The 18,661-nt window shown below is 47.6% G+C and carries 19 protein-coding genes; 14 read left to right on the top strand and 5 right to left on the bottom strand.

Annotation, left to right across the window (positions count from 1 at the left end):
* Positions 1 to 39: 39 nt before the first annotated feature.
* Complete coding sequence (hycA, locus tag HV334_RS05370; RefSeq protein ID WP_016154190.1) at positions 40 to 498, bottom strand: formate hydrogenlyase regulator HycA; 459 nt, start codon at positions 496 to 498, stop codon at positions 40 to 42.
* Positions 499 to 696: 198 nt separating this feature from the next.
* Here hycA and hypA point away from each other — a divergent pair, with 198 nt between their 5' ends.
* From hypA to flhA, 6 genes are all read left to right on the top strand, one after another.
* Entirely contained in the window at positions 697 to 1,068 is a 372-nt protein-coding gene (gene hypA / locus HV334_RS05365; protein WP_016154191.1) for a hydrogenase maturation nickel metallochaperone HypA, read from the top strand.
* 52 nt (positions 1,069 to 1,120) lie between these two features.
* On the top strand, positions 1,121 to 1,993 hold the full coding sequence (gene hypB / locus HV334_RS05360) for a hydrogenase nickel incorporation protein HypB (RefSeq protein WP_181221252.1): 873 nt from the start codon (positions 1,121 to 1,123) through the stop codon (positions 1,991 to 1,993).
* Positions 1,984 to 2,256 (top strand): hydrogenase 3 maturation protein HypC, encoded by a 273-nt coding sequence (gene hypC, locus HV334_RS05355; protein WP_003037411.1) that lies wholly within the window; start codon positions 1,984 to 1,986, stop codon positions 2,254 to 2,256. Before hypB ends, hypC begins: the two co-directional genes overlap by 10 nt.
* The gene (gene hypD, locus HV334_RS05350) at positions 2,256 to 3,377 is read left to right on the top strand and encodes a hydrogenase formation protein HypD (protein WP_019077547.1); all 1,122 of its coding nucleotides are present in this window, start codon (positions 2,256 to 2,258) and stop codon (positions 3,375 to 3,377) included. Before hypC ends, hypD begins: the two co-directional genes overlap by 1 nt.
* Entirely contained in the window at positions 3,374 to 4,384 is a 1,011-nt protein-coding gene (gene hypE / locus HV334_RS05345; RefSeq protein WP_016157324.1) for a hydrogenase maturation carbamoyl dehydratase HypE, read from the top strand. Before hypD ends, hypE begins: the two co-directional genes overlap by 4 nt.
* Before the next feature lie 206 nt (positions 4,385 to 4,590).
* The gene (gene flhA / locus HV334_RS05340) at positions 4,591 to 6,669 is read left to right on the top strand and encodes a formate hydrogenlyase transcriptional activator FlhA (protein WP_137352612.1); all 2,079 of its coding nucleotides are present in this window, start codon (positions 4,591 to 4,593) and stop codon (positions 6,667 to 6,669) included.
* A 106-nt stretch (positions 6,670 to 6,775) separates the two neighbouring features.
* Here the strand turns inward: flhA and HV334_RS05335 are convergent, their stop codons facing one another.
* Entirely contained in the window at positions 6,776 to 7,120 is a 345-nt protein-coding gene (locus HV334_RS05335; RefSeq protein ID WP_003825888.1) for a nitrous oxide-stimulated promoter family protein, read from the bottom strand.
* 188 nt (positions 7,121 to 7,308) lie between these two features.
* Between HV334_RS05335 and HV334_RS05330 the strand changes: the two genes are divergently transcribed.
* From HV334_RS05330 to sitD, 4 genes are read left to right on the top strand one after another with little or no spacing between them, the layout of a single operon-like run.
* A complete protein-coding gene (locus HV334_RS05330; protein WP_181221251.1) occupies positions 7,309 to 8,226 on the top strand; it encodes a metal ABC transporter substrate-binding protein in 918 nt (305 codons plus the stop codon).
* Positions 8,223 to 9,038, top strand: coding sequence for an iron/manganese ABC transporter ATP-binding protein SitB (gene sitB / locus HV334_RS05325; protein ID WP_019077551.1), 816 nt, complete (start codon positions 8,223 to 8,225; stop codon positions 9,036 to 9,038). The genes HV334_RS05330 and sitB overlap by 4 nt, the downstream gene beginning before the upstream one ends.
* A 2-nt stretch (positions 9,039 to 9,040) precedes the next feature.
* Positions 9,041 to 9,898: an iron/manganese ABC transporter permease subunit SitC gene (gene sitC, locus HV334_RS05320; protein WP_016154199.1), complete on the top strand. Its 858-nt coding sequence runs from the start codon at positions 9,041 to 9,043 to the stop codon at positions 9,896 to 9,898.
* Positions 9,895 to 10,746, top strand: a complete 852-nt coding sequence (sitD, locus tag HV334_RS05315) for an iron/manganese ABC transporter permease subunit SitD (RefSeq protein ID WP_049282629.1) — start codon at positions 9,895 to 9,897, stop codon at positions 10,744 to 10,746. The genes sitC and sitD overlap by 4 nt, the downstream gene beginning before the upstream one ends.
* Positions 10,747 to 10,854: 108 nt before the next feature.
* Here sitD and HV334_RS05310 read toward each other — a convergent pair whose 3' ends face one another.
* The 3 genes from HV334_RS05310 to HV334_RS05300 form a co-directional block, all read right to left on the bottom strand.
* Positions 10,855 to 11,697 (bottom strand): EAL domain-containing protein, encoded by an 843-nt coding sequence (locus HV334_RS05310; protein WP_227021122.1) that lies wholly within the window; start codon positions 11,695 to 11,697, stop codon positions 10,855 to 10,857.
* A 183-nt stretch (positions 11,698 to 11,880) separates the two neighbouring features.
* Positions 11,881 to 12,069, bottom strand: a complete 189-nt coding sequence (locus HV334_RS25250; protein WP_256434395.1) for a helix-turn-helix domain-containing protein — start codon at positions 12,067 to 12,069, stop codon at positions 11,881 to 11,883.
* Positions 12,070 to 12,146: 77 nt separating this feature from the next.
* Positions 12,147 to 12,844, bottom strand: a protein-coding gene (locus HV334_RS05300) for an IS1-like element IS1B family transposase (RefSeq protein WP_095033700.1) whose coding sequence is annotated in 2 segments (ribosomal slippage) — positions 12,147 to 12,595 and positions 12,595 to 12,844 — 699 coding nt in all. Because the reading frame shifts where the segments join, the coding sequence is not laid out codon by codon here.
* Between the two features lie 1,226 nt (positions 12,845 to 14,070).
* On the opposite strand from HV334_RS05300, the gene HV334_RS25245 reads away from it, so the two are divergent.
* From HV334_RS25245 to HV334_RS05280, 4 genes are read left to right on the top strand one after another with little or no spacing between them, the layout of a single operon-like run.
* Positions 14,071 to 14,445: a hypothetical protein gene (locus HV334_RS25245; RefSeq protein WP_123912595.1), complete on the top strand. Its 375-nt coding sequence runs from the start codon at positions 14,071 to 14,073 to the stop codon at positions 14,443 to 14,445.
* A gap of 16 nt (positions 14,446 to 14,461) precedes the next feature.
* Positions 14,462 to 15,616 carry a hypothetical protein gene (locus HV334_RS05290; protein ID WP_004114812.1) on the top strand — a complete coding sequence of 385 codons (1,155 nt, stop codon included), beginning with the start codon at positions 14,462 to 14,464 and terminating at the stop codon, positions 15,614 to 15,616.
* Entirely contained in the window at positions 15,609 to 17,483 is a 1,875-nt protein-coding gene (locus HV334_RS05285) for a ThiF family adenylyltransferase (protein WP_004114814.1), read from the top strand. The genes HV334_RS05290 and HV334_RS05285 overlap by 8 nt, the downstream gene beginning before the upstream one ends.
* Positions 17,476 to 17,958: a Mov34/MPN/PAD-1 family protein gene (locus HV334_RS05280; RefSeq protein ID WP_031275127.1), complete on the top strand. Its 483-nt coding sequence runs from the start codon at positions 17,476 to 17,478 to the stop codon at positions 17,956 to 17,958. Before HV334_RS05285 ends, HV334_RS05280 begins: the two co-directional genes overlap by 8 nt.
* The last annotated feature ends 703 nt before the right edge of the window (positions 17,959 to 18,661 follow it).

The following is an 18,661-nucleotide window of genomic DNA, read 5'->3' as shown; positions in this document are numbered from 1 at the left end:
ATGAAAGTGCATCATGACAAAAGTGGGCACACCCAAGGCTTAAGCCGGGCTATGTCCCTCAATCAGCTGGCTTAAATTCACCGGCATATTGTTTTCAACCGCGGTATAGAGGCTGTCGTAGACGGTGGCGATTTTTTCGAGATAGTGTTCCAGCACCTGCTCGCGATCGCGGTTGCTGATACGCTCATCGACTTTACCGTCGATGGTCAACTCAGCCTGTGCAATCAGTTGCTTATCATCACCGTCTTTCGTTTCAACGTAGTACTCGATGGTGTGGCTGTTAAAGCCGTCCGCCAGCGTGACGTAGATAGTGAAGTGTTCAAAAAGGACGAAGCAGAGATCCTTGTCCGGTGCGCAGCTCATTGCATGATGCAAACGCGCTTTTGACAGGGTGATCCCCTGAACCAGCGAGTTGCAGTAAATACGCCACTGGTCCTGTAGGCGACGATGCCGTTCAGCGATGTAATCGGCTTTTTCGCTTATTTCCCAAATAGTCATGTCAGGTTACCCGTTTAGCAGAGATGAACAGCTTTAAGCACATTTCATGCCAAAATTAAAAACCTTAATTTTCATATAGATAAAAAATCAAAGAGCGGTGACGACATGTCATTTCGTCATCGTCGTCATTGTCACGATAGAAAAAATTCAAGCTGGCATGTTTATTGCTTTTAATACGGCAACTTCACAGGAGGCGGTATGCACGAAATAACCCTCTGCCAACGGGCACTGGAATTGATTGAACAACAGGCCACGCAATACGGTGCTCAACGAGTAACTGGGGTCTGGCTCAAAATTGGCGCATTTTCTTGCGTAGAAACCAGCGCTCTCGCCTTTTGTTTTGATCTGGTATGCCGCGGGACCCTTGCAGAAGGTTGTAAACTCCACCTCGAAGAACAAGAAGCCGAATGTTGGTGCGAATCTTGTCAGCAATACGTCACCTTACTGACGCAACGCGTGCGCAGATGTCCGCAATGCAACAGCGATATGCTGAGAATTGTGGCCGATGACGGCTTACAGATTCGACGTATTGAAATAGATGAAACTCCAGCGCCGGATGCCGACGCCTAAGCGTCATCATCCGGCAACTGAAGTATCGCAAGTAATAAATCAGGAGTGAGCGATGTGTACGACATGTGGTTGCGCTGAAGGCAACCTTTATATAGAGGGTGATGAGCATAATCCCCACTCGGCGTTTCGCAGCGCGCCATTTGCCCCAGCGGCTCGTCCGGCGCTGAATATTACCGGGGTGAAGACCTCCAGTTTCACACCGAGCCAGAATGAAGAAGGCGATTTGCATTACGGTCACGGTGAAGCAGGCACCCACGCGCCAGGCATGAGTCAGCGCCGGATGCTGGAAGTGGAAATTGACGTGCTGGATAAAAACAACCGTCTGGCCGAGCGCAACCGCGCCCGCTTTGCTGCCCGTCAACATCTGGTATTAAACCTTGTCTCAAGCCCAGGCTCCGGTAAAACCACGCTGCTGACCGAAACGCTGATGAAGCTCAAAGACAGCGTGCCTTGCGCCGTCATTGAAGGCGACCAGCAGACGGTTAACGATGCCGCCCGTATTCGCGCCACAGGTACGCCCGCCATCCAGGTCAACACCGGTAAAGGTTGCCACCTTGACGCACAAATGATTGCTGACGCCGCGCCACGTTTGCCGCTTGAAGACAACGGCATCCTGTTCATTGAAAACGTCGGGAACCTGGTTTGCCCGGCCAGCTTCGACCTCGGCGAACGCCATAAAGTGGCGGTGCTTTCCGTCACCGAAGGCGAAGACAAGCCGCTGAAATACCCGCATATGTTTGCCGCCGCGTCGCTGATACTGCTCAACAAAGTAGACCTACTGCCGTACCTCAATTTTGACGTAGAAAAGTGCATCGCCAGCGCCCGGGAAGTGAACCCGGAAATTGAGATTATCCTGATTTCCGCCACCAGTGGCGAAGGCATGGACCAATGGCTCTCCTGGCTGGAGACGCAGCGATGTGCATAGGTGTTCCGGGTCAAATCCGCACCATTGATGGCAACCAGGCCAAAGTCGACGTTTGCGGTATTCAGCGCGACGTCGACCTGACGCTGGTCGGAAGCTGCGATGAACACGGCCAACCCCGTCTGGGCCAGTGGGTACTGGTCCACGTCGGCTTTGCCATGAGCATCATTAATGAAGCTGAAGCGCGCGACACGCTCGACGCGCTGCAAAACATGTTTGACGTTGAGCCGGATGTCGGCGCGTTGTTGTATGGCGAGGAAAAATAATGCGTTTTGTTGACGAATACCGCGCACCAGAACAGGTGATGCAGTTGATAGAGCACCTGTGTGAACGTGCCGCACACCTCCCCTACACTGCTGAACGTCCGCTGCGCATCATGGAAGTATGTGGTGGTCATACCCACGCTATCTTCAAGTTCGGTCTCGACCAATTGTTGCCTGACAACGTCGAGTTTATTCATGGCCCGGGCTGCCCGGTTTGCGTTCTGCCGATGGGCAGAATCGACAGCTGTGTGGAAATCGCCAGCCATCCGGAAGTGATTTTTTGCACCTTTGGCGATGCGATGCGCGTTCCGGGTAAACAAGGTTCTTTGCTACAAGCCAAAGCGCGCGGCGCGGATATCCGCATCGTCTATTCACCGATGGATGCGCTGAAGCTGGCGCAGGAAAACCCAACGCGTAAGGTTGTGTTCTTTGGCCTGGGTTTTGAAACCACAATGCCAACCACCGCCATCACCCTTCAGCAGGCAAAACAGCGTGACGTGCAGAACTTTTACTTTTTCTGCCAGCACATCACGCTTATCCCTACGCTGCGCAGCCTGCTGGAACAGCCGGACAACGGCATCGACGCCTTCTTAGCGCCGGGCCATGTCAGCATGGTGATTGGCACCGATGCCTATAATTTCATTGCTTCAGATTTCCATCGTCCGTTGGTGGTCGCCGGTTTCGAACCGCTCGATCTGCTGCAGGGCGTGGTGATGTTGATTGAACAGAAGATTGCCGCGCATAGCCAGGTTGAAAACCAGTATCGCCGCGTGGTGCCGGACGCCGGTAACCTGTTAGCGCAACAGGCCATCGCCGAAGTGTTCTGCGTCAATGGCGATAGCGAATGGCGCGGTCTGGGCGTCATTGAATCCTCTGGCGTTCACCTGACGCCAGACTATCAGCGCTTTGATGCCGAAGCGCATTTCCAGCCAGCGCCGCAGCAGGTGTATGACGATCCGCGCGCGCGTTGCGGCGAGGTATTGACCGGCAGATGCAAACCGCATCAGTGCCCGCTATTTGGCAAAACCTGTAACCCGGAGACCGCATTTGGCGCCCTGATGGTCTCCTCAGAAGGCGCATGTGCCGCCTGGTATCAGTATCGTCAGCAGGAGTGTGAAGCATGAACAGCGTACAACTCGCCCACGGTAGCGGCGGTCAGGCTATGCAGCAGTTGATCAACAGTCTGTTTATGGAGGCTTTTGCTAATCCGTGGCTGGCGGAACAAGAAGATCAGGCCCGTCTGGACCTGGCGCAACTGGTTGCAGAAGGCGATCGTCTGGCGTTTTCAACCGACAGCTATGTTATCGATCCGTTGTTCTTCCCGGGTGGCAATATCGGCAAGCTGGCCATCTGCGGTACGGCTAACGACGTGGCGGTCAGCGGCGCGATCCCTCGCTACCTCTCCTGCGGTTTTATCCTCGAAGAGGGTTTGCCGATGGAGACGTTGAAAACCGTCGTCAACAGTATGGCGGCGACCGCGCGTGAAGCAGGCATCGCCATCGTGACCGGCGATACCAAAGTCGTGCAGCGCGGCGCTGCAGACAAGCTGTTCATCAACACAGCCGGAATGGGGGCGATCCCCGCCAACATTCACTGGGGCGCACAGACCCTCGGCCCAGGCGATGTGCTGCTGGTCAGCGGTACGCTTGGCGATCACGGCGCAACTATCCTTAACCTGCGCGAACAGCTGGGTCTTGATGGCGAACTGGTCAGCGACTGCGCGGTATTGACACCGCTTATCCAGACGCTGCGTGATATTCCAGGCGTGAAGGCGCTGCGTGACGCGACCCGTGGCGGCGTAAATGCGGTAACGCATGAATTTGCCGCCTCATGCGGGTTTGGTATTGAGCTGTCTGAAGCGGCCCTGCCCGTGAAGCCCGCGGTGCGTGGCGTTTGCGAACTGCTGGGTCTGGATGCGCTTAACTTTGCTAACGAAGGCAAGCTGGTGATTGCCGTTGAGCGTCAGGCTGCTGAAACGGTGCTTGCCGCGCTGCGCGCACATCCGTTAGGACGCGATGCCGCAATGATTGGTGAAGTGGTAGAACGCAAAGGTGTGCGTCTTGCCGGACTCTACGGCGTGAAACGCACTCTCGATTTACCACACGCCGAACCATTACCTCGTATATGCTAACAGCCGGTTGGCAGCAAGCTGTAGGCCGGGTAAGACGCATTTGCGTCGACATCCGGCCTTAACTTTGCATTATCACCTGATGGCGTTTTGCCGATCGGGTCTACGGTTCGAGTAGCGGGACCAGTCCGGCAATAATTTACGACTTATACCTATAATTCATTTACCGTTTTCGCACCGTTCTGCGGTGCTTTTCCTGGAAAAGCAATATGTCGTATACACCGATGAGTGACCTCGGACAGCAAGGCCTGTTCGATATTACTCGTACATTATTACAGCAGCCCGACCTGCCGTCTCTCAGCGAGGCGCTTTCGCAACTGGTCAAGCGTTCAGCGCTGGCCGACTGCGCGGCTATTGTCTTATGGCAGGCACAAACGCAGCGTGCGCGTTATTTTGCGACGCGTGAAAATGGTAACCCCATCGATTATGAAGACGAAACGGTGCTGGCGCATGGCCCGGTACGCCGTATTTTGTCTCGCCCCGATGCGCTGCACTGCAACTATCACGAGTTTAGCGAAACCTGGCCACAGCTGGCCTCTGGCGGACTGTATTCTAAATTTGGTCACTACTGCCTGCTACCGCTGGCAGCAGATGGGCGAATCTTTGGCGGTTGCGAATTTATCCGTAACGAAGACCAACCGTGGAGTGAAAAAGAGTACAACCGGCTGCAGACCTTCACCCAAATAGTCGGCGTCGTTGCTGAACAAATTCAAAGCCGGGTCAGCAACAATGTCGATTACGATCTCCTGTGCCGTGAGCGTGATAACTTTCGCATCCTGGTCGCCATCACCAATGCTGTGCTCTCACGTCTGGATATTGATGAGCTGGTCAGCGAAGTCGCCAAAGAGATCCATCACTACTTCGACATTGATGCCATCAGCATCGTGTTACGCAGCGATCGCAAAAACAAGCTCAGCATTTATTCCACTCACTATCTGGATGAACATCATCCGGCACACGAACAAAGTGAAGTGGACGAAGCCGGCACGCTCTCTGAACGGGTCTTCAAAAGTAAAGAGATGCTGCTGATTAACCTGAGCGAACGCGATACCCTGGCCCCTTACGAAAGAATGTTGTTCGAAACCTGGGGCAACCAGCTACAGACTCTGTGCCTGCTGCCGCTGATGTCCGGCAATAATATGCTCGGCGTACTTAAGCTGGCGCAATGTGAAGAGAAAGTATTCACCACCGCCAATCTCAAACTGCTGCGCCAAATCGCAGAACGCGTGGCGATCGCCGTGGATAACGCCCTCGCCTACCAGGAGATCCACCGCCTGAAGGAGCGACTGGTCGATGAAAACCTGGCGCTGACTGAACAACTCAACAACGTGGAAAGTGAGTTCGGAGAAATCATTGGCCGCAGCGAAGCGATGTACAGCGTACTCAAACAGGTCGAAATGGTGGCGCAAAGCGACAGCACTGTCCTGATTCTTGGTGAAACCGGGACGGGTAAAGAGCTGATTGCACGAGCAATTCACAACCTGAGCGGACGTAACGCCCGTCGGATGGTGAAAATGAACTGCGCGGCAATGCCTGCCGGATTGCTGGAAAGCGATCTGTTTGGCCATGAGCGTGGCGCATTTACCGGGGCCAGCACGCAGCGGATTGGACGCTTTGAACTGGCGGACAAAAGTTCGTTATTTCTCGATGAAGTTGGCGACATGCCGCTGGAGCTTCAGCCCAAGCTGCTGCGCGTTCTGCAGGAGCAGGAGTTTGAACGTCTGGGCAGCAATAAGCTGATCCAGACCGACGTTCGCTTGATCGCTGCCACTAACCGCGATCTGAAAAAGATGGTCGCCGATCGCGAGTTTCGTAACGATCTCTACTATCGACTGAACGTCTTCCCGATCCATCTGCCGCCACTGCGCGAGCGCCCGGAAGATATTCCGCTGCTGGTGAAAGCCTTCACCTTCAAAATTGCCCGCCGGATGGGGCGCAATATCGACAGCATTCCCGCCGAAGCCCTGCGTACGCTGAGCAGCATGGAATGGCCGGGTAACGTGCGCGAACTGGAAAACGTCGTAGAACGCGCGGTTCTGCTCACCCGGGGCAACGTGCTGCAACTGTCCCTGCCGGATGTAATCGCTATGGCGCCGTCTACGCCTCCGGTGGCGACCGAAGTCGCGCAGGATGGCGAAGATGAATACCAGTTGATAATGCGCGTTCTGAAAGAAACCAATGGCGTCGTCGCCGGTCCTAAAGGCGCGGCACAAAGACTGGGGTTGAAACGCACAACGTTACTCTCGCGCATGAAGCGCCTGGGCATTGATAAGGACGCACTGGTTTAACGGATTATTGCCCGATAGCGTTACGCTTATCGGGCCTACGCCACTGGTGCGTTTGTCTTTGTCGGCCGGATAAGGCGCAGCCGCCATCCGGCATAGAATTGCTAAATCACTTCTTCCGCTGGTATTTCTCGGGTAACTCCGGCACCGGACGTTTGTCATCAATCAGATGACGCACGGTCAGAATCGGATGACGCCAGAGCATTCTGGGTCCAGCCCAACGCATAATTTGCTTCATCTCTTCGCGTTTAGCGGGCTGGTAACAGTGCACCGGACACTGTTTGCAGGCCGGTTTTTCCTCACCAAATACGCATTTATCCAGGCGCTTTTGCGCATAGGCAAACAACGCATCGTAATGCCCCGGTTCATCTGAAGCCTGCGGACACTGGCTCTCATACAGCGAGATCATTCTCTGGATCGTCATTTTCTCACGTGCAATACGTTTGCCGGACATGATGCCTCCACAATTAAGTTGCATAAATAATACACCTTAACTAAGCGCAGGACTATTACCTGGCGGTGATACATTCCTTAGCACCCTACGCAAATAAGAATTATTTTCATTTGTTTATGCCATGTGCTATATAACATAGCAAAGGCTATATTCGATGATAAATTAACCACTTTGTTGTGAGGGATACTATGCCGCATCTGCCCCATCTGAAGTCATTTCTCCTTGCCAGCGTGTTAACGGCGCTTACGCTGTCACCTGCCTGGGCGAAAGAAAAGTTCAAAGTGATAACCACCTTTACGGTGATTGCCGATATGGCAAGCAACGTGGCAGGTGACGCGGCGGACGTCAGTTCCATCACCAAACCCGGGGCAGAAATTCACGAATATCAACCCACACCGGGGGATATTAAACGGGCGCAAGGCGCACAGCTTATTCTCTCCAACGGCCTTAATCTCGAACTATGGTTTGCCCGCTTCTACCAAAATTTGTCCGGCGTACCGGAGGTCATGGTCTCAAATGGCGTGCAGCCAATGGGTATCAGCGAAGGGCCGTACAACGGCAAACCGAATCCGCATGCCTGGATGTCAGCGGAGAACGCGCTTATCTACGTGGATAACATTCGCGATGCGCTGATGAAATACGATCCCGACCATGCCGCAACCTACCAGAAAAATGCGGAGAATTATAAAGCGAAAATCCAGCAGACTCTGGCGCCACTGCATGCAGAACTGGCGAAGCTCCCTGCTGATAAACGCTGGCTGGTCACCAGCGAAGGCGCATTCTCTTACCTCGCGCGTGATAACGGCCTGAAAGAGCTGTATCTGTGGCCGATCAATGCCGATCAGCAAGGCACGCCCAAGCAGGTACGCAAAGTGATCGATGCGATCAGAAAACATCAAATCCCTACCGTATTTAGCGAAAGCACCGTGTCCGACAAACCTGCGCGTCAGGTCGCCCGCGAGTCTGGCGCGTATTACGGCGGCGTGCTGTATGTCGATTCGCTCAGCGCTGCCGATGGTCCGGTACCGACCTATCTGGATTTACTACGCGTGACGACAGAAACCATCCTCAGCGGCATCAACGACGGGTTAAGGAGCCGAAAATGAGTCAATCTGCGATTACCGTGAATCAGGTTACGGTGACGTATCGCAACGGCCACACCGCGCTGCGGGATGCCACTTTTCAGGTTCCGGGCGGCTCAATTGCCGCTCTGGTCGGCGTAAACGGTTCGGGAAAATCAACGCTTTTTAAAGCGCTGATGGGTTTTGTCCGGTTGGCGAAAGGGGAAATATCTATTCTGCAACAACCGGTTAATAAGGCGCTCAAACAAAATCTGATCGCCTATGTCCCCCAGTCAGAAGAGGTGGACTGGTCGTTTCCGGTACTGGTGGAAGATGTAGTGATGATGGGCCGCTTTGGCCATATGGGGTGGCTGCGTCGACCAAAACAAATCGACCACGACTGCGTGGATGCGGCGCTGGCGCGGGTAGATATGCTGGACTATCGCCATCGCCAGATAGGTGAACTTTCCGGCGGGCAGAAAAAACGCGTTTTTCTGGCAAGAGCCATCGCACAGGACGGGCAGGTTATTTTACTGGATGAACCCTTCACCGGCGTGGATGTGAAAACCGAGGCCCGGATCATCGATCTGCTGCGTGAACTGCGTGATGAAGGCCGGACTATGCTGGTCTCTACCCATAATCTGGGATCCGTCACCGAATTTTGCGATTACACGGTGATGATTAAGGGCACGGTGCTGGCAAGTGGGCCAACCGAAACCACCTTTACCCACGAGAATCTCGAACTGGCATTCAGCGGCGTTCTGCGTCACGTCGCGCTAAGCGGCGGTGAACAACACGTGATTACCGATGATGAACGTCCGTTTATTTCGCGACGCGCGGCAAGCGAGGGGGAGTAATCATGAACTGGCTAACGGAGCCGTTTGGCTACCAGTACATGCTCAACGCCATGTGGGTTTCGGCGATGGTCGGCGGCCTGTGCGCATTTCTCTCCTGCTATCTGATGCTCAAAGGGTGGTCGCTGATTGGCGATGCGCTGTCGCACTCGATCGTTCCAGGCGTGGCCGGAGCCTATATGTTAGGGCTTCCCTTTGCGCTGGGCGCATTTCTTTCCGGTGGACTGGCGGCGGGCAGCATGCTGTTTCTCAATCAGCGTTCACGCCTGAAGGAAGATGCCATTATCGGGCTGATTTTTTCGTCCTTTTTCGGTATCGGGCTGTTTATGGTGTCGCTTAATCCGATGTCGGTGAACATCCAGACCATTATTCTGGGTAACATCCTGGCGATTGCGCCGGAAGATATTCTGCAACTGGCGATCATCGGCGTGGTTTCGCTGACCATTCTGTTTTTGAAGTGGAAAGATCTGATGGTGGTCTTTTTTGATGAAAACCACGCGCGGTCTATCGGTCTGAATCCGGGTCGGCTGAAACTGTTGTTTTTTACGTTGCTCTCCGTTTCCACGATCGCCGCACTGCAAACCGTCGGCGCCTTTCTGGTGATTTGCCTGGTGGTTACGCCCGGTGCAACGGCCTGGCTGCTGACCGATCGTTTTCCTCGCCTGCTCACCATCGCCGTGGCACTCGGCAGCCTGACCAGCTTTTTCGGCGCCTGGCTAAGCTACTGGCTGGACGGGGCAACCGGCGGAATTATCGTCGTTCTGCAAACGCTGCTGTTCCTGCTGGCATTTGTCTTCGCACCAAAACACGGTCTGCTGGCGAATCGCCGCCGCGCCCGTCTGGTGAACAAGGAGCAAGTATGATCTTAACAACGCTGCTGGAACCTTTTCAGTTTAGCTTTATGGTTAATGCGCTGGTCATCTCTACCATCGTCGCTGTGCCTTGCGCGCTGCTGTCGGTATTTTTAGTACTCAAAGGCTGGGCGTTGATGGGCGATGCCATGAGTCATGCGGTTTTCCCAGGGATTGTACTGGCGTGGATTGCGGGCATCCCGCTGGCAATTGGCGCGTTTATCGCCGGTCTGTTCTGCGCGGTGGCGACCGGATACCTCGACGATAACAGCCGCATCAAGCGCGACACCATCATGGGTATTGTTTTCTCCGGGATGTTTGGTGCGGGTCTGGTGCTGTACGTCTCTATCCAGTCAGAAGTCCATCTCGATCATATTCTGTTCGGCGACATGCTGGGCGTATCGTTAAGCGATATCATGCAAACCGCGGTTATTACTCTGGGGATCGCGCTTATCATCGGACTTAAATGGAAAGATTTGCTACTGCATGCGTTCGACCCACATCAGGCAAAGGCCAGTGGGCTTAACACCGCACTGCTACATTACGGCCTGTTGTGCATGATCGCCCTGACGATTGTCGCCACGCTAAAATCGGTAGGGATTATTTTGTCAATTTCATTACTGATTGCACCTGGCGCCATCGCGATTTTAATGACGCGGAAATTTTCCCACGCCTTATGGCTGGCGGTGGCGATGTCGGTCATTACCTCATTTATGGGCGTGTACGTGTCATTTTTCATCGACAGCGCGCCGGCTCCCACCATCGTCGTACTATTTTCCCTGCTGTTTGTGATTACCTTTATTTATGCAACCCTGCGCGATAGGCGTTTAGAGAATCAGCTTCAGCTGCAGGATCCGTAAATTATTGGTCAGCTAATGTTCTTGATATTAATATAGCCTCCGCCAGGAGGTTATATTATCGGCAGATTACAGCATCGTGATGATACGTTTAAATAAACGGATTATAGATTACTCTAACGTAAACAACGGTTGTGGCTTGCCAATGTGGTATCCCTGTAACCACCCGACATTCATGTGTTCCAGGTGCATCTGGATTTCGGCACTTTCAACAAACTCGGCGACAACCTGCATACCTTTCATTGCCGCAACCCGGCAGAAAGATTCGATGATATAGCGACTAACCTCACATTTTATAATCCTACGAACGAAAGACCCATCAATCTTCAAAATATCTGCTTCAATGTTCATCAGGCGTTCATAGCTTGCAAACCCGGCACCGAAGTCATCAATCGCGATCCGACATCCCAATTGACGTAGTAAGCGTAGTGTATCTGCCGTGTGTTCTTTATCTGACAGGGTATCAGCCTCGGTTATCTCAAAAATAATCCGTTGCGGTATCACCACATATTCCTGCAACAACGCAGTTATCTTTGCAACGATACCTGAACGACATAGCGTCACTGGCGCCAGGTTAATGGAAAAACAACTCAGCGGATGGTAGCGCATGTACTTCAGGGTGTTCTCAATAACCCAAAGATCGATATCGGGTGCTAACCCTGTGTCGCGTGCAACCGACAGAAAATGGTCAGGGGAAAGAAATTCCCCGTGCTCATTGAGCATGCGGATCAATATCTCATGATAGGATTCATCACCACGAGTACTGACGATAGGCTGGGCCAGCAGGACAAAGGTATTGTGATCCAACGCGTTTTGCAGTGCAGCGCGAACATCCGTTGTATCGGTAGTAGGGTTGCCAAACAGTCGGCTATGCTGTGCCTCAAGGTTTTCCGGCCTGCCGTTGGTCATTGGCGATATGACTTTTGTTATTATTGGAGGGAACATCATATTCATATCAAATTAATAAATAAATACTAATTTATAGATAAAAATGGACATTCCGCGTAGCTGGCATCAGCGGTGAAGAAAAAGACAAAAACCAACATACTGATAATTAACAAAAATCACAAACCCAGTTTTTTCATTATCATTCCAGCTGAGTGCAAAAAAACACGTCAGATGCTTTTAATGTTAACTTTAACATACAAAAAAAGAGAGTTTCCCTCGCTTCATAATTATTTTTCCGTCACTCACTAACTCCTGCAATACTTTGTGGATAGCACTGCGTGAGATATGATTTCGAGCGAGAATGAATGTATACACAGATGTGTTTTCACGCGTCTCAGGCTCCATCGACCAAATATATTTCAGGTGTTCAATAATCAATTCACGGATAGTGCGATGCGATTGCAATTTTTCTCGTTGAAAATAGCGTTGCAGATGTAGCGGGTAATGACTCCAACTTATTGATAGTGTTTTATGTTCAGATAATGCCCGATGACTTTGTCATGCAGCTCCACCGATTTTGAGAACGACAGCGACTTCCGTCCCAGCCGTGCCAGGTGCTGCCTCAGATTCAGGTTATGCCGCTCAATTCGCTGCGTATATCGCTTGCTGATTACGTGCAGCTTTCCCTTCAGGCGGGATTCATACAGCGGCCAGCCATCCGTCATCCATATCACCACGTCAAAGGGTGACAGCAGGCTCATAAGACGCCCCAGCGTCGCCATAGTGCGTTCACCGAATACGTGCGCAACAACCGTCTTCCGGAGCCTGTCATACGCGTAAAACAGCCAGCGCTGGCGCGATTTAGCCCCGACGTATCCCCACTGTTCGTCCATTTCCGCGCAGACGATGACGTCACTGCCCGGCTGTATGCGCGAGGTTACCGACTGCGGCCTGAGTTTTTTAAATGGCGGAAAATCGTGTTGAGGCCAACGCCCATAATGCGGGCGGTTGCCCGGCATCCAACGCCATTCATGGCCATATCAATGATTTTCTGGTGCGTACCGGGTTGAGAAGCGGTGTAAGTGAACTGCAGTTGCCATGTTTTACGGCAGTGAGAGCAGAGATAGCGCTGATGTCCGGCAGTGCTTTTGCCGTTACGCACCACCCCGTCAGTAGCTGAACAGGAGGGACAGCTGATAGAAACAGAAGCCACTGGAGCACCTCAAAAACACCATCATACACTAAATCAGTAAGTTGGCAGCATCACCGCCTGCGCGAAGAGAACTTATGTATTATTGATATTGAATCTTTCTTCAGCTTACATGATATTAAACATCGTATTTGCAATGAACTGACCGACAGCTATTCTATCATTTTTGTAAAAGGCCGTGGAATGTTATCAAAGGTGCTTTCATCACTGGAGGGTATCTCCAGAACCGCCTCTGTAACGGAGTTTATCCAGTATATTAATGAAGGCCGAAGATATACTGTCTATCATATACTCACCATAATTGATTCTTTGCGGGAGCTACGTAACCTTACCCATACCGAGATTTCCGTAGCCTGTGCGTTACGCCGACAAATAAATATTACTGCCACATCCCAACTTCTGCACTGCTCAACGAAAGCAGTGTATCAGCGAGTATCAGCCTTGGCTCAGAAAATGAACCTCAGATACGGTACCCAAATCCAGTATTTCTTGTACCGCGAATATACCATTGAGGAACTCCAGCAGATAAATTGCATGAAACATCGTCCTGATACCGGTGTATTCCAGAATAATGGATCGACCCCACATCTGTAAGCAGATTCGATCCTCACGACGAGGCCTGTCTAATGGCCTCCGGACTGAGATATCGCCCCGGTTGTCGTACAAGTTGAATCACTACGGATTTAACAGACACCTCAGAGTCATTTATGGACTTATCTTTGTCGCCTGGCTTCATCATTTCTACCGCTTTAAACGAAAGTAGCTTTCCCTCTTGTTTTCCTGCCATAAAGACTCCGTTATCATGCACCTTATGCAGTCATGAACATCAAGGTAGGTTACTCTGTATATGCCTATATTTTACCCAGGTATAGGTAGGCAAGGTACACTTTAACCCACCTTTAAATGTAGGATTTCATGATATTCGATGAGACAACGTGAAACTTAATGATAACTACAAAAATCACTAACTCATTAAAAATTAAGAAAATGGACATCATAAACCAATGAGTACAATAGAAAACTTAGACTCCCACACCCCCATGATGCAGCAGTACTTCTCTAGACAATCTAATGTCATGATCTAAAATGAATAAATATAAAAACCCTCTTCAAAAGTTACTTATAGGCTACATATGAAAAGGATAATCGGTTATCTCTTCACATTACTCTTACTTGTTGTGCTTGTGTATGCAGGATTAGTAAAGGGCGATGTATTCCCTGAATGGATCATGAGTAAGAAGCTCATGATTCGTTGTGGATTGATAGGTGTTCTTGGTGGAACTCTTTACTGCATTCGTGGAGTATATCTAAACAAATGTGTTAGGAATTGTTGGGATGACCGTTGGCATGTTTGGTATGTATTAAGACCTATCGTTAGTGGCATCTGCGGTGTAGTGGCTTATCTATTCCTTAAAGCTGGATTAATAGTGTTAGATGCATCACAAAATGGCAGTGGTGGTGACTACGGATATATGGCATTTGCCTTCTTTGCAGGGTTGAATGTCGATAAGTTCGTTGGCAAAATTGAAGATGTTGGTATGGCTATTTTTGGGATTGAAAAATCTCGCACAGCAAGATCGGGTGATAATTCCGATCAGAAATAATTAAAAAGGATATGATATGTCTGCAAAGATATGCTTCTTTCCCGTTGGGAATGGGGATATGACCCTCATCCAAACGGAAGATGATAAAAATATTTTAATAGATTGTCGCATCAGGGATGGTGAAGAACATCCTGATGTTCGCACCCAACTCAGAGAAAAGCTTCCTCGAAATAACGAAGGTCGTTTGTTTGTCCATCTTTTTATTTGGACTCACCCTGATTCAGATCATTGTGATGGGGTGGCTGACCACTTTCATTTAGGAAAACCAGAAGATTGGAGTGAGAAGAACGATAAAATTTTTATAAATGAGATTTGGTCAAGTCCAATTGTATTCAGGCGACACCATGCACAAAATCATCCGTTATGCGATGATGCAATAGCTTTGAATAAAGAAGTTAAGAGAAGAGTTAATCTTTATAAAGAAAAAAATTATTTGGATGGAGTTGGAAACCAAGTTCTGGTCTTAGGAAAAGACGAAGATGGGAAAACAGACGACATACCAGGTATCCTATTAGAATTAGACCAAACAACCCGCTGGATTAATCAAAGTTATTCTTCATATTTTGAAGCTCATTTATTGGGTCCTTCACCCAAGAAAGATCTTGATGAGTTGGAAGATAAATTAGGTAAAAATCATTCCAGCGTAATAATAAATTTTGAAATTAAAGGTGACAATAAAACTGCACACTTTTTAAGTGGTGGTGATGCAGAAGTCGTTTGTTGGGAAGGTGTTAGAGATCGTTTAACCAATAAATATTCTATGTCATGGTTAGATTATGACATTTTACAAGCACCACATCACTGTTCTTGGCATAGTCTATCTCATGATAGTTTAAGCAAAAAAGGAGATGATGCTAAAACTTCCGAGAAAGCTATGGAAGTTTTTAATAGAGCAAAAGAAAAAGCATTTATAATTTCAAGCTCTAAAACAATTGAAAATGACGAAAAAGATCCTCCAGCATACCGAGCCAAAGAAGAATATGAAAAAATAGTAGATGATGTGCAAGGTCAGTTTTTATGTGTGTCAGACCATAAAAAGAATGGAGAGAATATTCCGTTAGAGATTGAAATTTCCGATAACGGTATTAAGAAAATTGCTGCATCTGCATTAGGTATGGCCGAATCATCAAGTGCCGCTGTAAATAGACAAGGTGGTGGTGGTTATGCCTGATTGTCTTAATAAAAAGATAGATCAGTTGAGCACTATCCTTGCACCTTATGGTGCAAGGAAGCTTTCTACGAATGAATTATCAAAATTCAACGGTAAATATGTTTGTGCTTGGGAATTAGTAACTGATTTAGAATTTAGTAATGAACCTATTGTATTGCAACTAAGATACAAAACTCTTAGTCAATTTGACATCCCAGATGTGTTTATTTCCTCACCAAAAATTGATGTTTGCCAACTCCCACACTTGGAAAAAAATGGCAAGTTATGTGTTTGGCCTGACAGTTATATCATCGATCATAATGATATGACCTATGCAGTCGATTTACTAAACGATGCTATACTAATGCTAAGAAAAGGAATAAATGGTGATTTAAATGAGGATTTTATTGATGAGTTCCAGAACTATTGGATTTATCAATGTAATAAAATAGATCGACTTATAAGCCAGTGTGATCTAACAAATAAAAACACAAGGTTGGTTTTCGGTTATCGGACCCGGAAATTTGGAGTAATATATTCTGACACACAAAAAGAATTAATTAACTGGTTGGAAAACCAAAAAATATTGCCATTAGAATCGGATGGAAGTAATTCAAAAGATAAACGAATAAGGCAACAGCAACTCTCTAAAGTAGTTTCAATTCCATTGATATTCTTCAATGAAGCCTGGTATCCGAGTCAGTATCCCAAAACTGCAAGGGATTTTTTTGAACTCATAAATCAGCAACAGGAAGATCCAGAAAGCACTATTGAATTGATCTTAAGATCTTGTGCTAATATGTTCAATGTCAAGCCCATAATTCTAGTTTCATTCCCAACGCCTTCTGGGATGAATATTATAGGAATACAGATTCCTAAGGGAGTTAGTGATCTTGCCACTGACCGCTTTGATACCAGAGGTATTAGTCGGGGTCGATTCAGAAATACAGCTTTATTAGATGGTTATAGAAATTACATTGATGGAAAGATTTTAAAAAATAGAATAGGCCAAACTAAAACAGAAAATCTTATAGTAGACCGTTCTGACGATTCTTGGTTAACGGGTCGTGAGCATAACAAAACTTACAAGAAAATCTCTGAACATAAAGTAGCTATCGTCGGATGTGGTTCAGTAGGATCTTCGGTATCAAGACTGTTACTTCAATCAGGCATTAGAAAAATGATGCTTTGGGATGATGATTTAATGAAGAGTGAAAACTCCTCTCGTCATCTATTAGGATTTGATTCTGTTTATAAAAATAAAGCATTAGCTCTTGCCTCAAGGCTACGGGAAGAGTTTCCAAATGTCTATATAGAAGCTTTTAATGAAGATTGGACAGAAGATTCCAAGAATAACAAAAAAATTGCAGAAGCCGATATTATAGTAAGCTGCACTGCACATTGGAATACTGAACAGCAGTTAATTAAAAGACAGTCGGAAGACATTCTCGGTGCTATTGTCTTTGCATTTGTTGAAGCTCATGCAATGGCGGGGCATGTAATAGTCAACCAAGTGGATTCTAATGCTTTTAATAGCTGGCATATTACAGAAGGCAAAAATATAGGTGCATTAAAATATCCTGCTACTTACTGGAAAGAAAATACTCGTAAAAGAATAGCAGCATGTGCCGGAGAGTTCCAACCATACGGAGCTATCCCTTTGACTAATTTACATGCTCTAACGGCAAGAACTGTAATAGATCTAATCATGGATCGTTTTTCAAATAAATCTTTTGCATATAGTTACATAGGAAGAGAAGCAGAGCTTTTAGAACTTGGTGGTAACTGGAATGATAAATGGATTGCACAATTCGGAAACCCAGGAAAGGGTGATTGTATTATACCTTTGATTTTTGAAAATTCTAATTGGGAAAAAAGTGATGCATAAATTTCATTGTGCCGAATTAGATTTCAAAATATGCATCAGCCAAAGCATAGTAGATGAATTATTTTCTCATCGTCAAACCCACTGTTTTAGTAAAGAATCAGGAGGTATGCTATTTTCCAATAATCTCAATGATTCTGAGATTGAAATCAATAAAATAACTACACCAGGCTCTACTGACTTGAGGAAAAGAAATTATTTCAAGTTAGATGAGAAAAAAGCCAAAGAAGATATCATATCGTTATTCAAGCAGGGTTTCCACTACTTAGGTGATTGGCATACACATAACGAAGGAATGGCAAGCCCATCAGGAACAGATATCCGCAGTATCCAAGACTTATTTATCAAATCAGGTCATACAAGACCTTTTTTTCTCATGCTAATAATCCCAAACAAAGAAAATATTTCACACTGTTATTTATCAGCAGCAGATGGGAAGATGTTATATAAATTCACATATCAAAAACCAAACAAATAAAAAGGTTGTAATTATATGAATAGCACAAGTAAATCATATCCACGGTGGTTAATCATATTAATACTGTTATTTATTTTTGCTGGCTTCGTTGTTCTTGGGGTAATAATTAATCATAAGTATCACTCTAATGAAAGCTTATCTAAATATATACTCTTAATTCCCCCTGCAATTTTGTCATTAGGTTTTTCTGTATTTTATAAAAGATACGAAGTACAAGCTGAGTGGCTATTTTCATTTGCGACAGCTTCGGCTGCGATAAGTTTATGCGTTGATTCTTTACCTGGTGTCCAAAATGACCTTTTTCCTATATTCCTTCAAAGCGGGTTAGGCTATGCACTTCTCGTAATAATTGCAGCATTGTCGTTCGCAAAAATAATTTCGGCTTTCGTCAGTAGATTCATAAACTAATCATATTTCAATTCTTAAAAGTGTAGTTAATATTTTCAGTTGCTACACTTTTTTACAGGAAAGAAAACAAAAGGGAATACAATAATATAATATATAGGTAGTAAAATTATAAATGTTTCACCAAGACTATTGCTGTTAGCTAATAGTTCATTAACGAAAAAAGTGTATATGAATGATAACAGGAACATAAAAGCCAACAGATATAGTATTTTTTTATTATTAATCATAATCAGGCCTCATCTATTTTAACAATAATCCATTGATACAACATTATATGAGTATGTCAATAGCATCT

The organism is Citrobacter sp. RHBSTW-00944 (assembly GCF_013615435.1).
Classification (GTDB): domain Bacteria; phylum Pseudomonadota; class Gammaproteobacteria; order Enterobacterales; family Enterobacteriaceae; genus Citrobacter; species Citrobacter braakii.
The sequence above is the reverse complement of the archived record's forward strand: the minus strand, read 5'-3'. Positions and strand labels throughout refer to the sequence as shown.

What these genes read in the sequence shown, in the direction of transcription:
- HV334_RS05335 (WP_003825888.1), bottom strand. Translation starts at nt 7,120, where the DNA reads ATGTCCGGCAAACGTATTGCACGTGAGAAAATGACGATCCAGAGAATG.
- sitD (WP_049282629.1), top strand. Translation starts at nt 9,895, where the DNA reads ATGATCTTAACAACGCTGCTGGAACCTTTTCAGTTTAGCTTTATGGTT.
- flhA (WP_137352612.1), top strand. Translation starts at nt 4,591, where the DNA reads ATGTCGTATACACCGATGAGTGACCTCGGACAGCAAGGCCTGTTCGAT.
- hypA (WP_016154191.1), top strand. Translation starts at nt 697, where the DNA reads ATGCACGAAATAACCCTCTGCCAACGGGCACTGGAATTGATTGAACAA.
- HV334_RS05280 (WP_031275127.1), top strand. Translation starts at nt 17,476, where the DNA reads ATGCATAAATTTCATTGTGCCGAATTAGATTTCAAAATATGCATCAGC.
- HV334_RS05285 (WP_004114814.1), top strand. Translation starts at nt 15,609, where the DNA reads ATGCCTGATTGTCTTAATAAAAAGATAGATCAGTTGAGCACTATCCTT.
- sitC (WP_016154199.1), top strand. Translation starts at nt 9,041, where the DNA reads ATGAACTGGCTAACGGAGCCGTTTGGCTACCAGTACATGCTCAACGCC.
- hycA (WP_016154190.1), bottom strand. Translation starts at nt 498, where the DNA reads ATGACTATTTGGGAAATAAGCGAAAAAGCCGATTACATCGCTGAACGG.
- sitB (WP_019077551.1), top strand. Translation starts at nt 8,223, where the DNA reads ATGAGTCAATCTGCGATTACCGTGAATCAGGTTACGGTGACGTATCGC.
- hypD (WP_019077547.1), top strand. Translation starts at nt 2,256, where the DNA reads ATGCGTTTTGTTGACGAATACCGCGCACCAGAACAGGTGATGCAGTTG.
- HV334_RS05330 (WP_181221251.1), top strand. Translation starts at nt 7,309, where the DNA reads ATGCCGCATCTGCCCCATCTGAAGTCATTTCTCCTTGCCAGCGTGTTA.
- hypE (WP_016157324.1), top strand. Translation starts at nt 3,374, where the DNA reads ATGAACAGCGTACAACTCGCCCACGGTAGCGGCGGTCAGGCTATGCAG.
- hypB (WP_181221252.1), top strand. Translation starts at nt 1,121, where the DNA reads ATGTGTACGACATGTGGTTGCGCTGAAGGCAACCTTTATATAGAGGGT.
- hypC (WP_003037411.1), top strand. Translation starts at nt 1,984, where the DNA reads ATGTGCATAGGTGTTCCGGGTCAAATCCGCACCATTGATGGCAACCAG.
- HV334_RS05310 (WP_227021122.1), bottom strand. Translation starts at nt 11,697, where the DNA reads ATGAATATGATGTTCCCTCCAATAATAACAAAAGTCATATCGCCAATG.
- HV334_RS25245 (WP_123912595.1), top strand. Translation starts at nt 14,071, where the DNA reads ATGAGTAAGAAGCTCATGATTCGTTGTGGATTGATAGGTGTTCTTGGT.
- HV334_RS05290 (WP_004114812.1), top strand. Translation starts at nt 14,462, where the DNA reads ATGTCTGCAAAGATATGCTTCTTTCCCGTTGGGAATGGGGATATGACC.